Origin of the sequence: Flavobacterium stagni (assembly GCF_004122105.1) — a bacterium.
In the GTDB taxonomy this organism is placed as follows: Bacteria; Bacteroidota; Bacteroidia; order Flavobacteriales; family Flavobacteriaceae; genus Flavobacterium; species Flavobacterium stagni.
The window spans coordinates 21,755-37,769 of the sequence record NZ_SBKN01000004.1 but is presented as its reverse complement, the minus strand read 5'-3'; the positions used below and the strand labels follow the sequence as shown (position 1 = coordinate 37,769).

Here is a 16,015-nt window from a genome sequence, read left to right as displayed (position 1 = left end):
ACACAAAAAAATCGACAAAATACACTCTTGTCGATTTTTTTATAGGGATAAGTAAGACAATACTATTTCTAATACTGTACTTTTCTTGTTAAAGTATTGCCATTTTGATCAGTTACCTTAACAAATAGTAACTGATTCGCATTGCTAACATGGGCTAATTGAGCTGTATTACTGTTCACATTTTGCATCGTTGCTAACTTCGCACCGCGTACATCATACACTTCGATATGGTCTAAATTGGAAGAAGAAGATTGTACATGAATCACTCCATTTTGAGCATACACCACAACCGAATTTGAGAACTCAGGAGTATCAATTCCTAAGGCATTGTTCGTGTAAACCAATTCGAAACGGTTTTCAAAAGTACCCGCTCCAGTAGCAAATGTGTAATCGCCTGCTTTCAAATCATGGATTACATTCAACGCGTTATCTTTTAAGTAAATATCTTGTGAAGTAAACACTCCGTCAAAATTATGCAAGCTAATAGTCAAGTTGCCATTTTCAGTTGCTTTATAACCCAAAGGCACAACATCGTTTACATTAAATGGTAAAGCTCTACCTTGGATAGTCAATTTAGAATTACCTACCAACGAATATAATGTTACTGCATTTCCAGCATCAAATAAATCACCATCATAACCACTTTCAACACCATTAGTAGCACCATCTGCATAACCTACTAGAGTTTGTTTATAGCCAGCTGCACCGTCATAAATCTGCAACCAAACACGACTCTTATCAGCCGCCGAACGGAAGAATTGCGCGTTATTTCCAGCTACACGCATGGTGTTGTTGAAAATAGCATTTCCATTAGCTAAACCTTTGATAAAGAAACTTTGACCTGAAGCAATCTTTCCTGTTGGAACAGCATTATTTGAACCTGGTGCTGCAGCAGTTCCTACCCCACCCATGTAATTGTATACCGCATAATCGCTATTCGTATAATTATTATTGGTCATGGCTGTATTGTGTGTCCATATGTAGATTGTTTTATCCACTAAGTTTAATCCAGTATTACCATTGTAATCCATGAACAAATCAATATTCAAAGCACTTGGATACGGATTACCAATTAAATTCACATCCGATGTTCCCAAAGCAATTGGAGCCGTAATGGTACCGTTGTTGGGCACACCCACAAAAGAGGCATTGTAAGGAGCCGCAACCACAGGATCAAAATTGTTGGGTCCACGAATAATATACCCTTTACCAGCCACCATTAGAGATGATGAGGCAACTGTAACCCAGTTACCAATTACAGGATCAAAGGTGAAATATTTATCAAATTGCGTTAATGGCGATAATGCTACCAATGTTTGTGGCGCTACTGGTGATGACCAATACGTAAAGTCAAACTTACGGATAGGTGTTGTTGTACGTTTATAAGTAATATTACCTGAGTTTACCGCATTGGTTACCTGTAACAAACTTGAAGCGTTTTCAAAAGTTAAAGATCCACCTGTTACTGTTACCGCATTTTGAACCGTTAAGGTATGATTCGTATTAAATACAACTGTACCGCTTTGAACAGTTACCGAACAAGCCGATAAGTCACCAGTCGAACTGTAATTACCAGCAAAAATTGCCGATTTAGTTAGAGAAGGTACTCCGTTACTCCATACTGATCCATTCCATGTACTCGTACTAACCGTAATTGTAACCACATTCGAATACCCTGTACAACCTCCATTGGTTACTACTGCTCTATAATAGGTGGTTGCTGTTATCGCTCCCATTTGAACAGAAGTCAAGGTCGCCGATGCACTTGCTGCAATATCAACCGGTGTTGTAAATGCAGCTGTCGTAGACGATTGCCACTTTGTAATAGTACCTGTATAACCTGTCAATGTTAAGTTCGCAGGCATCCCACTACAAATCGTTTGATCGGATGATGCAGTTCCCGCACCTACATTTGATAACGTTACAGTTATTGAACTATTAGTAGCACAAACAGGTGCTGGCGTACTTGCACTTGCTGTATAATCTGTAGTCGCTGTTGGTAACGCATAAACTGATGCTGAACCAGTACCTGCGATATAAGCCGTTGTAGCAGCAGCATCAGTATACAATCCTGGAACTGCAACCCCATTGGCTACTGGGCCAGTAGCCAAGTTCCAATTTACAGCCGAGGAAGCTGTACCTGAAACTAAGAAATTATCGATTGCCCAGTACCAACCCCATTGTGCAGTATAGGTAAATTTAATTTGCACATTGGCTTGTCCTACATAGGCAACCAAAGGAAGATTAACTAAAGCAAAATTGGTTGTTGTACCTTGTGTAGTCTCTCCATTAGCTGTATTTGTCCATTGACGAATTTGTGTCCATGTTGTACCTCCATTTGTGGTAATGTAAACCGTGGCCGTACCATTAATCCATGGACGATAATAATGATAAAAACTTAATGACGCATCTGTGTAACCCACCAAACTAAATACTGGAGATGTCAATTCAACGAAAGTAGTTGACCCACTTCCCTGACCGTCAGAATCAGACACCATGAATTGAGAGGAGTCCGGACTGACAATTCCGTCATAAGGAGAGTTTTGAATTTGCCATAAAGAAACTGCAGTATTTCCACCTGTATGCGCTGCAGTAGATGAAGATGTCCAACCTGGTGCTCCTGTATTAAAGTTCTCACTTAATATAGGAAAACCTGAAACCAAACCACCCGTTGATGTTAACTGCACCGCTGGACCAGATCCACAAACGGTTGGCGTAGCGGGTGACAAAACAATCGGTGTTGGAGTTTGATTGGCTATGTAAGTAAATGTTAATTGTCTAGAACCAAAAGGAGCTATAGTTTCATTAGCTGTTAATGTATAAACTGTAGTGACAGTGTTGGTAAATGTCCAACCAGCTGCAGGAGATCCTGAAACACCTACATTTGGCAACCAAGAATAAGACTGATAATTTGAAACTGGAGTAGTTAATTGCACCAAAGCCGATGGATTACCCGCACATTGTGTATCCGAAGTAATGTTGATTGACAATGGTGGTGGTGGTGTTACAACACGGAAGGTATAATCTTCTACTTCCCAACGAGAAGGAGAACTTCCATAGGTACAAGGAAGTGGATTGGTTGCCCAATAATCAGCCACTACACGCATACGGTAATCGCCTAAAGCTTGTGCACCTGGCACGTTAATAACTGTATTTACAGGTGAAGTAGATAAATAAGTAGCGGAATTGTACATACGCTCTGCAACTGCAAAAGTACCGTCATTGTTCCAGTCTACATATACCGCTACACCTACTCCACCAGTCGCGATAAAACCAATCGACATATTCACTGAAAATCCAGGAGCCTGTGCCACTACTTGAGCGGAATAGTCACCATAACTTCCCGTTGAATACCCTGAACTGTTATTTAAGTTAGCTGTACCCCCTGTAGTAGTAACATTGGTAATGTAAGTAGAAGTATTCGGTGAAGCAGATACTGCCGGAACACAGAAAGGAGGTTGGTATAATGTGGTGAAAAATCCAGAACCTGAATTGTTCAACGCTACCCATTCCCCATAATCGCCGCCACCGCAATAGGTGCGCACCCAAAAATAATAATTGGTACTTCCATTCAAACCAGTTAAGTTCAAACTGGTAACACCAACCCCAACAGATCCTGACGGAACAGTTGCATTTGTTGGAGCAGCACCAGTAGTATTATAATAATAAACAAAACCATTAGCAGGAGCTGGTGATGGGGAAGTCCAACTTAATAAAGCTGATGAAGCTGTAATATTAGCAACAGTTACATTAGAAGCGGCTAAACAAATCGCAGGCGCCACCGTAACATCATCTACCGCTAATTGACCGTTATTCGGATTAGAATACGCATTAAATCCAATGTAAAATACACCCGTAGAAGGCGCTGTAAAGTTGATTACATTTTCACTTGGTCCTCCTTTAATATTTGGCAAATCATCTAAAATGGTGGTTACACCAGCCGCCAACGGCGAAGTGGCTAAACCAATTTTAAGTTTGTTTTGAACCGTTGAAGGAGTATCGGTACCACTATAGAAAAACGATATACGATACGTTGTACCGGCAGTTAAGTTCAAACCGTTGGTAAACCACCATGCATTGGCCGTATTACCATTGGACGGACTTTGACCGTTGTACATTAAAAAGTTCCCTTGGAAAAACATATTTAAGCCCGGGTAATAATCTTCATAGGTCGTTACCCATGGGTTCCCTGTACCTGCATTCACTGCGTATGTACACGAAGGAATGTTTCCATGGTTGGGTGAAGTAGCCGGCACGACCACTGAAGGACCATCAAAGCCTTCATAGTACGTGATATTGGTTGGTGCACAATAGGTAGTAAAAGTACCTACTGTAGTCCAGGCACTTTTATCAACACCACTACATACTGAACGTACCGCATAATAATACAATGTACCTGATGACAATCCTGTAGCACTCGCGGTTAAAACCCCCGCACCTACAGACCCTGTAGCTGGAGAAGCCCCAATTGGTGAAGTTGTCCCTACATAATATTCATATCCATTGGCAGGAGCTGGTGAAGCCGCTAGCCAAGTTAAATCTACACTATTAAATGTTATATTAGAAGCTGTCAACCCTGTAGGTGCAAAACAAGACACCGGCGTCCAGCGGAATAATCGATTGGAAGTGGCTTGAATAGTTGCCGAAGCAGCCGTATTTCCTTTAGTTACTACACTATCTGTATTAGCTGTTCCTAATGCCATTTGGTTAGGCGTTGTTGCCGAACCCGGCCATTGTGCCGCAGAGTTTGTGTATGATAAGTTAATAAAATCTGTATTTGTTGCACCTCTAATACCTATTTGCCCTGTTAAAATCGCCGTAGTATTGGTAAACGTAGCATTATTGTAAATCATTTCAATCACATTGGTTGTTTCATACAACCATAATTGAAATACCATAGAAGCTTCACTAGCAGGCACAGCATTAGCGCCAATTGATCGACGGGTTACCCAATCCATCTTAAAAATACGGTTCGGTGCAGTACCTGTAACTACCCAACCCATATTTACGGTGGCAGTTGTACCAATCAAATCCATATCGCGCCCATATACCGAAATGGCTCCTCCACCTGTATAATTTGTAGCCGAAGAAGAAATTGGAAAATATTCCGTTGCAGGCGTTCCTGTTGCCGTACCAAAATACACGAAACCATTGGTTGACATGTTCACCGTGGTATAAGTCCCTCCATTGAATCCAAATGAAAAAGGTATAGTCAAGGGATAAACAACATCATCCACATTACCTCCTGTAGCCGCCAAAGTGGTACGACCTGACAATGGAAATGTAGTATAACCAGCTGTCCAGTTGGTTTGTGTAACGGTATAACTCTGTGCTTGAACTCCAAAATTAAGGAATAGCACAATTAAAGTAATGAATCGCAAGAATCCATTATTCACAACGTTTACGTGTATTTTTTTTGCCATAGCGATTTATTTAGGGTAATCCTTGTATTTGGCGCTAAATTTACATTATTTTTTTGTAAAAATTTCAATTCAAAAAAGGAAGAAAGCCCAAATCGATAAAAAGCAGAGTTTCATCGGTAAAAAACATGATTTTAAGCAGGTTATGAACACTAATTACTGTAAGTAAAATCATGTTATTACCACTCCAACACCTTTGTAAAACACAGATTTACAATTAATAAGAAAAGAATCGTGCTTTTTTTATTAACAAAAAAACCCTTCATAGGAAGGGCTTTAAACTTAAACTAACCAGATTTATAGTACTTAACTAAACTATAGCTGTATCTTTAGAAGCAATTCGTTTTACGAATGTGCGGTATAACACTTTATTTGGTTGAGAACCTGAAGTGATGATTTGTTTTTTTGTAGTCGTAGTAGACTCCCCTTTCACTTCGTTATTCATTGTATTTTGTTTTGATGACATGAACCAGTTTACTAAATCCACTTCTGAATCATAAACTACTTCAATTGCAGGAACTGTAGTTGATAATGTGTTTTCTTCTGACTTTACTTCTTGACCAAACATTCCGAAGCTTGATAATAAGAATAAAACGAAAAATACGATAGTTCTTTTTTGCATTGTGTTTGAAGTATTATGTGAAATGGTGTTCATCGTTGTTGTTATTTCTGAGTCAAAACTACAACCACACAATGCGCTACTGAAATATATTCGATAAAATACCCTAAAACTCGTTTATTACCGACCTCGAAGTTTTTTATCCTTTTTTTGTGCATTTCATGGACAAAAAAAAGACGCTTAGTTGATAAGCGCCTGTTTTTTAACTATTTCACGTATTTCCGAACTATCTTTTTGCCGTCGTTCGTCCAAATTTCAAACAAAACAACTTGATCGGGTATGGCTAAATCAAAACTGATCTCTTGTTGATCGATCTCTTTTTGAGTAGCCAATAAAACACCTCTCACATCATAAACATTAATACGTTCAATCCACTCTGTTTGTGAATGAATCGTTATTTTATCGTTTTGATGATATAATATAACTGAATTGGAATATTCCAATTCGGATGTATTTAATAACGCTGTGGAATAAACGATTTGGAAACGGTCGTTAAAAGTCCCTGCATTGGAACGGAAATAATAATCCCCCGCTTTTAAATCGTGTATAATATTAAGGTAACGATCTTTCAAATAAATACTTTGGAAATCAAACAACCCATCAAAGGCAGACAAATGAATGGTATAATCATCTAAGGCTGTTGATTTAAATCCCAAAGGCACCACATCCGAAACTTCAAATGGCAATCCCCTACCTTGGATAGATAAGGATTGTCCACGGGGCAACACACTATATAAAGCCATCGGCAAACCAACATCTATAAAATCACTATCATAACCGCGGTCCAATCCCAATGTCGCTTCAGCTGAATAACCAACCAATGTTTGTTTGAACGCACCTGAACCATTCGTTACATCTAACCAATAACGATGGTTTGTTGTAACTTGTGTTTGGTTGCCATTTTGCATTCTAAAGAACTGATTGTTGTTTCCAGCAATACGCATACTATTTGAAAAAAGTACATTACCCGAAACTAAAGCTTTCACAAAAAAACCTTGGCCCGCTGCAATTTTACCATTAGGAATGGCTGTATTTACTCCTGTATTCGCAGCAGCACTTGTACCTGTTCCTCCTAAATAATTATAAATCGCATAATCATTATTGGTATAATTATTATTGGTCATGGGTGTGTTATGGGTCCAAAAATACAAAGTGGCATCGATTACACCTATATTATTAGGATGCGACAAAAAGGCATCGGCGTTAATTGCACTTGGAAACGGATTTCCTATCAAATTATAATTTGTGGTACTAAAAACAACCGGAGCATTTACAGGTCCGTTATTGGGTACCCCTGAAAACGAACCATTAAAAATAGAAGTTGTCACAGGACTGTATGAACTTGGTGCGCGAATAATGTATCCTTTCCCAGGCGTCATTGTACTCGTATTTAATACATTCACCCAATTGACACTTACAGGATCATACACAAAGAACTTATCGGCAGGGGTTACCGGACTAAATACATTCAAAACTTGATTCGCCACTGGTGAAGACCAATAAGTAAAATCAAACTTACGCATAGGCATGGCAGTTCGTTTATAAACAATATTACCCGAATTGACTGCCCCATCGACAACTTGCACCAAACTAGCTGTGTCGTTAAACACTAAGGAACCCGCTGCCACAACAACATCATTTTGTACGATAAGTGAATGACCTGCATTAAAGGTAATTGTCCCTGAATTCACCCGAACAGAACACGCATTTAAATCACCTGTGGAAGTATAATTTCCAGCAAAAATTGCTCGAACACTGGATGTGGGAGCGCCGTTATTCCATGCTGTTCCATTCCAAGTTGTAACAGGAATAGCCACCGAAACCACATTGGAATATAAGGCGTTACATGCTCCACTCTTCACTTGTACTCTGTAATATTTTATAGGATTAATGGTACCCATTTGAGCAGCAGTCAAAGTTGTAGTGGTATTGGCAATATTGGCTACATTTAGTGTAAATGCCGCATCATCTGCAGATTCCCAGCGAACAACATTACCCACATTGCCCGTCAACACTAAATTCGCGGGTGTAGTTAAGGTACAAACAATTTGAGAATCACCCAAGACACCTGCAACTGTTGGTGGAGAAACTGTAATAGCACTAAATCCGGTTCTTGAACAACCGTTGGAACCTGTCAATGTTGCTTGATAAGTTATCGTATTCGGGGAATTGGTATATACAGAAGTTAGGGCAGCTCCTGCAGTATACGGAACCGTACAAGCTGCATCAGTATATAAATTAGTAATAGGCGACCATGTTAACGCTGCAGATAAAGTTCCCGAAATTTTGACATTATCTAATGCCCAACAATAGCCCCAATTGGATTCATAATAGAAACGTATTTTCAAATTGGACATTCCTAAGTAGGGAGTCATATTCACTATACTGTTAGCAAAAGCATTAGCAACACCTTGTGAAGCTGTGTATGACTGTAAGGTATTCCATGTTGATCCTGAATCGGTAGAAACTTGAATCCAAAATTTATCCCCAGAAATAAAACGAATATAATGATAGAAATTGATATTAGCCGAAGTATAGCCAATCAAATCAAAAGTGGGCGAAGTTAATGTAGTTCGGGTTGTTGTACCAGAGCTCGCACTTTGGGCATCAGAATTGGCTAAATAAAATTGACTCGCATCATTACTTGAAAAAGTAACATCCCAACCAAAAGCATTGATATAATTATAGCCTGAAGGTTGCAATGTAAATTGAGAATCTATTGGATTTCCACCAGAAGAAGTATTGGCAACTACCCAATTATTCACCGGACTGTTAAAATTTTCATTTAAAACAACTGAAGGTGTGGCCACACTCGTACTTCCAAATAATTGCAATATTGTACCTTGACAAATTGTTGGATTGACAGGTAAGATGGAAACCGCAGGTGGAGCCGCTTTAACATTTATCGTAATGGAAGTTATATTTCCACAAAGACTGCCACCACTTTGTGTTGCCATCAAAGTGTAGGTTGTAGTTACTGTTGGATTAAAGGTAAAACCCGTTGCTATCGATCCCGAAACCCCAGTAGTTGGACTCCAAGTAAACGAGTTGTAATTTGCACTTCCAATTACATTTACCACGGGTGTAGTTTCATCCTCACAAATGGTAAAATCAGTAGCACTCAATGACAATGTTGGAGGAGCGGTTACCGTTAAGGTAACAGGTGTTCGAGGAGACAAGCATTCCGTAGTAAATTTCCAGTTATATGCCCCCATATAATACACGGGATTAATGTCATTCCCATCAATTGTTGCTACTGAACTCGAATAAGGATAGGTACCATTTGTACTGTTCATCCGAATACCTGAAGAAGGTACGGTTTCAAAAAATAAATAATAATTTCCGGGCAACAAATTGGCATTGATGGCAATGGTTTGTAATGTATTCCCCCCGGAAACATTTGTGGTATAATTAATTGTAGCCACTGGAATATTTCCAATGGTTCGAACTATAAAACGTCCAGCTTGACCGGATACCATCGGGAAAATATCTACCGATTGCAAAGTGGTACTCGAATTGACCGTAAAATCTACTTTTGCGGCATAATTTTGAACCGTACGAGTTCCCAATTGAAGCGAAGGGTTTACAGGCCCCGTTTTGGCAATTGCACCAAAAGCTCTAGCCTCTGCATAATAGGTAATATCCGTTAAGGTGTTTGGCGTCGTAATGGTAGTTCCTGTGCCTATTACTGTACTTCCTGTAGAAGTAGCATACCATCGAATACTTGAACCTACGGATGAATTGGCCGTTAACGTTCCATTACCATAACCACAACGGGTTACAGGTATAGTTGATGTGATTGTAGGGGTTGAACATTCTGTATTGAATGTTTCTTCTGTAGTCCATATACTTTTGTCTGAAGGACCACAATTTCCTCTTACCCAAATCCAATAGTAGGTACTCGGACTTAATCCTGATAAATTTAATGTGGTTACCCCTGCCCCAACTGAACCCGTTGCAACAGTTGCACCTGTTGGGGGTGTACTCGTTGTTGACAAATAATATTCATAACCTTGAGAGGGAGCGATTGAAGATGCTGTCCATGTCAAAGATGCTGTTGTAGATCCAATTGTAGTAACGTTTAAGTTGGACGGATCCAAACAAGAGGGTGACAAAGTAACACTAATATCATCAATGGCAATAAATGTTTGATTCGCTAAACTCGATCCGTAAAAACCGATATAATATATCCCAGAAATTCCGGGGGCAAAATCAACCGTTTGTGTTTCAAAAAAATTATTGGTGATTCCAGGTAAACTCACTAGGTTATTGACCATTCCCGCACTAGTTTGTGCAGTTCCATAAAACACGGATAAATTTTCAGAGTTCCCAGAAACCGAACCGGTATTGTATCTAAAAGTTAGACGATACGAAACGCCTCCTGTTAAATTCAATCCTGGAAGAATAAACCAGTCATTCATATCCGCAGCAGGATTTTTATCAATTTGAATGGATCTGGGTGAAGAAGTAAAACTTACAGCTTGTACTTTCCATTGATTGGTATCAGCATTGTTATTCAATACACTGTAACATACAGGAACGTTACCAACAGTGGTGGTATCAAAATTTTGAGTATACGGAATGGTGTAATAACCACAGGTAGTGGTTGCAGTAATCGTAGCACTATTCACAACACAGCCCGGACCGTTTGCACGCACTCTGTAATAATACGTTGTTGAAGGTAATAATCCAGAAACCACCAAGGAAGTTGTCCCTGTTGGTATAGATAAGTTATTGTATCCTGTTACAAAGGAGGCAAAGGTGTTGCTTGTAGAAACATCAATGGAATAACTCGTTGCCCCAGTAACTGCAGACCAGTTGGCTGTAAATCCATTTCCTCCTACACTGGTTGCAGCTCCTGCAACAGTTGTAGCAAAGCAAGTGGTTGCACTCCCAGATAATGGCGTAGTTAAATTGTAATAAGGTGCTCCAATACATTTGTCGTTATAGGGAATAACCCAATAATAGTAAGTAGTATTGGATGCCAAACCCGTTTGATTAAAAGTAGTCAAATTTGAATTGGCGACTACTAAAAATCCTGAAACGGTTGTACCTACTGGATAAAAGGTTCGGTTGACAAAAATAGCAGCGGTGGGTGGTGTATTGGATAAACTTCGAACCACCATATATTTTGACGGTGGATTGGTTGGTGGCGTAAAACTATTACCAACAAAAGAAGTACTGGTAATGGATGTGCCTCCCAACACCAAAGCGGTCGGTAATTCGGCTGGAGTTGTACAAGGCGAACCGGGTGCAAATATAAATTGTAACCCAAAATTGGGATAGGCAGTCCCATTCGTGAATAAGGTAGCCGTGTTGACCGCACCTTGAATAGTAGCCCCAGAATTACCCCACAATTGGGAACTTCCTTGTACGCGATTAAATACGTTTCCTTGCACTAAATTGTTATCAAATCCACGCAAACCGACTTGAACATTGACGCTCGTTGTGGATTGGGTGGTATCACAGTTTCCATATGAAAATGTGATGGCATTGGTTGTCTCTGAAAGCTGAATTTGGAAGTCAAAATCACCTGGGACAACGGCTGTTGTTTTGCGATTCGCATTGGACCATTGCACGATAAATGTTCGATTCGGCGCCGAACCAATCACACCATATTCAATTGGAGAACCATTCGAACTTAAATTCACCCCCATAGCTGCCACCGCTCCTCCTGTATTTCCAGGATTGTATACTGTAGCTGTACTCATTGGCGTATAATTGGCTACAGTTGGAGGTGTTGCTCCAAAAGTGATGAATCCATTCGGACTGATGTAACAATTTGTAAATACCGTATTGTCGTAGGAAAAGTTAAAACCAATGGGCACTTGAACAGGAGCGTCATCATCCCATGGAGCAGCAAATGCAACTGTTCCTCCCGATAATGGAACATATCCTGAAACGGGAATGGTTTGTGTAAAGGAATAAGCACTTACCTGCGCATTCATTTTTGCCGATAGAACCATAAGAATTACTATGGTCAAAAAGAAATGGCGAACTAGAGTATTGTTTGGATGCATAGCAAAGCTAGTGTTACTTAATAGCCTGAATTACAAACGGCTAAAGTTTTAGAAGCCTAAGATATAATATATTTATTTAACAAGATAGTGTATTCGATAAAATCGTAAAAACCTCGACAAAATGCAATAAAGCCCGCATAAGCAGGCTTTATTCATCGTTTTAACAAGTTAACAGCTACGCTGCTATATTTTTCAATTACATTACTTTACGTACCGCAACTGCTTTATTTTCTGTACTGACTTTTACGATCAATACCGTAGATTTTGGCAAACTGTTCATTTCAAATTGAGCAGCGTGAATTCCTTTTGAAGACGCTACTTTTTTACCGTTTAAATCATATACTTGAACTTCATCAATAGTATCATTTTCAACATTAACTTTCAAATTTCCTTTCACAAATTTGATTCCAATTGATTCCGATTGTGGCAATTCTACTTGACCTAACAATGTTTGATAATGCAACTCAAAACGATTAGCAAAACTTCCAGCAGCAGTAGTAAATGTATAATTTCCATCTTGTAAAGAAACCATTGTTCCTGCAACATTATCTTTTAAAAATACGGTTGTATTTCCATTAAAAGTTCCTTCGAAAGCATCAAGAGAAAGTGTGTACGTACCTGCTGTAGTTACTGTATAATTCATAGGAACAACATCAGCTGCATCAAAAGGCGCAACACGTCCTTGAATCGCATAGTTTTCAGCATTCACCACTGTACTTAATAAGATGTCGCCATCTGCAATTTGTTTGGCATCAATATCAGAATCCAAACCATTTGTAGCTTCAGGAAAATAACCCACCATAATTTGTGAATATGAACCGGTAGCACTTGTCATTTTTACCCAAAAACGATCTGATTCTTGACCCAATTGGGATTGTGTTGCATTGGCACCCGTTTTAAACATTTGGTTAGCATTATCCAAAATACGCATGTCATTGTTGAACACAACTTGTGTCGCATCAGCCTTAGCTTCAACGATAAAACCTTGACCTACTTGAATAATCCCGTTTGGATTTACCCCTTCTCCATTAGAAGAATAGCCGTATTTTGAAATGGCCCAGTACGAACTATTTGGTGCTCCGTTGGTTTTTCTCCAAAAATATACTGTCCCTTTGATATTGTTTTGATTCGCATCAATAAATTTTGACAAACTAATCGCTGATGGATAGGGATTCCCTACTAAATTGTAACGTTTTGTAGCATCCGCTGAATTGGTCAATGTATAGGTAATGTTACCGTTGTTTGGAACTCCAACAAATTGTCCATTCCAAATGGTTGCTGCTGTAGGATGGTTGTTAGGCACACGAATTAAATACCCTTTGGCTGCATCAAAATTAACCGCACTTGGAGTCGCAATTGAATTGTAGGTATTTAATGTAGTATTGTACGTATAGAAACGTGAGGTTGGACTTACCGATGTTAATGGTGAAAAAGCCAATACATTTTGACCCGCAACGGGTGATGACCATAAAATGTAATCCAAACGTTTTAAAGCAGCTGATTTTCTTTTCACGGTAATAGCCGTAGTATTGGCAACTGCATCAACTTGTACTAAATTAGCATTACTTTCTACAATTAAATTGGTTGCATTTACTGTTGAAATGGCATTCATTACTGTAATATTTTTTCCAGATTTAACGGTCAAAACACCATTACCAGCGATAGCCAAACTGTATGCTGTAGCATCTTGTGCTAGAACCTCAGCAGTTTTACCTGTTCCAATAGTTACTTTACAATACGCATTAGGAACAACTCCTTCTGCCCAATTCCCTGCTTCATTCCATAAAGTATTGATTGCTCCTGTCCAACTGCTTAAACCGAATACCTCAATTGATTGCTCAATCGTTGTCCCACAAGACCCTGTGATTTGTGCATAATATTTTCCTGGACCCACATTACTTAAATCAGCACCTGTTCCTAAAAAGTTTCCATTTCCATTGGGTTCGGTAAACCATGATACATTGGCATTAGTTCCAGACACATCATTAGCACGAACCGTTGTTGTAGCATTGGCTAAGATATCATTGGCATCAGCACTTAAATTGGTAAAAGTTAAAGGTTGATTGACAACTACAGTTACCGAAGTAGTAGAAGAACATCCATAAGAGTTTGTAGCCGTTACCGTATACGTTGTTGTTTGTGTAGGCACTATCCCTGTTGGGTTTTTTACATCTGAAGTAAATCCAGCTGGTGAAGAAGTCCAAGAGTAAGTAGCTTCTGGCGCTGTAGCAAAAGTTCCTTCAACTTTAACATTATCAATGGCCCAATACCAATCATACGTAGCATCGTATTTGAAACGAATTTTCACGTTGGCATGTCCTACATAAGCATTCAAATTTAAAGTCACCAAACTAAAGCCATTAGCTGAACCTTGATTCGCTGTATAAGGCCCTGCAATAGTAGTCCATGTGGCACCATCTGTTGAAATTTGCACTAATCCGCTTTCATTCCCATCATAATAACGATAGTAATGGTAAAAAGTTAAGGTTGCTTCTGTTAAACCTACGGTGCTGAAAGCTGGGGAAACTAGCTGTGTTGCAGTAGTAGTTCCTGAACCCTGAGCATCACTATTGGACATATAAAATTGTGATGCATCATTACTTGTGAACGTCTCACTGCTGATTGTATATCCATTGGCGCGTAATGTCCAAGCTGCATTCTCTACAGTACCTCCTATACTTGTATTGAATAAAGTCCAACCGTTTGATGAACCATTAAAATTTTCATTGAATATTACTGCACTTAACGCCGAGTTTGAATTGGAAGAAACTATTAAATTTACTGCTTCACCTGAGCAGATAGCAGTCGAACTAGCCACAGCACTTAGGTTAGTTGGAGGAGCTAATACAGTAATTTTACCAGTAATAATATTAGAAGAACAACCATTTACTGGAGTTATGGTGTAATTATAAACTCCCGCAGTTGTTGGAGTACCTGTGATACTAATTGCACCATCCGTGTAGGTACCGTTAACCCCAGTTGGTAAACCAGAAAAGGTCGCCCCATAAGCCCCTACCATAGAATAAGTTATGGTAGTAATGGATGTATGTAAACATAAAGATTGATTGTCTGTCCCGGTTGCAGATGTCAAAGTATTTGAACAGCTCCAAGAAATAATAACTTGTCCATTGGCTCCATTTCCTCCTGAAAACGAATTTGATCCACTTGACATGACGCCTCCGCCTCCTCCACCAGGAATAGTTCCAGCTGTTCCATTTCCGTTCGAACCTGAACGTCCATTTCCGCCATTACCGCCTCCTGTTGGGGCTGTAGCTCCGTTTGCATTGGTTGCAGCAACTCCTGAATTGTTAGGTCCAGCAGAAGATCCACCACCGCCACCATAATTCCCTGATGAACCATTAGCACCAGCACCGCCGGCACGTCTCACATCACCCACAGAATTTGAGGAACTTCCTCCTGCGGCACCAGTATTCGAATTATTAGCACAACTATTTCCACCTTTGGCTAAAATTGTTGTCGTAGAAATAAAATACGAATCGCCTCCTGCTGCAGTTGTCGAACTTCCTAATCCAACCACTACATTTTGAGTTGAACCTGGGGTTACAGTAACTGCATTCTTTTTCGCATAGGCACCACCGCCACCGCCACCTGTTTCGGTGCCGTTTGAAAGGGTAGACCCTCCTTTTCCGCCGCCGCCCCAGCACTCTACAGTGACTGAAGTGACTCCGTGAGGAACTGTAAAGGTTCCACTTGCATTGATAGTTTTTGATTGTGCATTAACTTGCCATGTAAGCAACATCATTCCAAATAATGCTGCATAAACAATTTTTGAGGTTAAGTTTTGTACTGTTGTTTTCATTTTTTTAAACTTGTTTTACGATGTATTGGGGTACAAGGCAAAACTATAACCATCTTAGATTCTGGTAAAAAGAAAACGATATCTTAAAAATAAAATCGTTAAAAAGCCATTTTTACAAAATTTAACAATTTTTATC

At 39.5% G+C, this 16,015-nt stretch carries 4 protein-coding genes; all 4 read right to left on the bottom strand.

What is annotated here, in order from left to right; all coding sequences use genetic code 11:
- Nucleotides 1–68 precede the first annotated feature (68 nt).
- Complete coding sequence (locus EQG61_RS07610) at nucleotides 69–5,423, bottom strand: fibronectin type III domain-containing protein (RefSeq protein ID WP_129461329.1); 5,355 nt, start codon at nucleotides 5,421–5,423, stop codon at nucleotides 69–71.
- Nucleotides 5,424–5,730: 307 nt separating this feature from the next.
- Nucleotides 5,731–6,042 (bottom strand): hypothetical protein, encoded by a 312-nt coding sequence (locus EQG61_RS07605; protein WP_129461328.1) that lies wholly within the window; start codon nucleotides 6,040–6,042, stop codon nucleotides 5,731–5,733.
- 203 nt (nucleotides 6,043–6,245) lie between these two features.
- Nucleotides 6,246–12,059 (bottom strand): fibronectin type III domain-containing protein, encoded by a 5,814-nt coding sequence (locus EQG61_RS07600; RefSeq protein WP_129461327.1) that lies wholly within the window; start codon nucleotides 12,057–12,059, stop codon nucleotides 6,246–6,248.
- A 196-nt stretch (nucleotides 12,060–12,255) separates the two neighbouring features.
- Nucleotides 12,256–15,879, bottom strand: coding sequence for a glycine-rich domain-containing protein (locus EQG61_RS07595; protein ID WP_129461326.1), 3,624 nt, complete (start codon nucleotides 15,877–15,879; stop codon nucleotides 12,256–12,258).
- Nucleotides 15,880–16,015 lie beyond the last annotated feature (136 nt).

Coding starts and splice junctions, on each gene's coding strand:
- EQG61_RS07595 (WP_129461326.1), bottom strand. CDS start 15,879: ATGAAAACAACAGTACAAAACTTAACCTCAAAAATTGTTTATGCAGCA.
- EQG61_RS07610 (WP_129461329.1), bottom strand. CDS start 5,423: ATGGCAAAAAAAATACACGTAAACGTTGTGAATAATGGATTCTTGCGA.
- EQG61_RS07600 (WP_129461327.1), bottom strand. CDS start 12,059: ATGCATCCAAACAATACTCTAGTTCGCCATTTCTTTTTGACCATAGTA.
- EQG61_RS07605 (WP_129461328.1), bottom strand. CDS start 6,042: ATGCAAAAAAGAACTATCGTATTTTTCGTTTTATTCTTATTATCAAGC.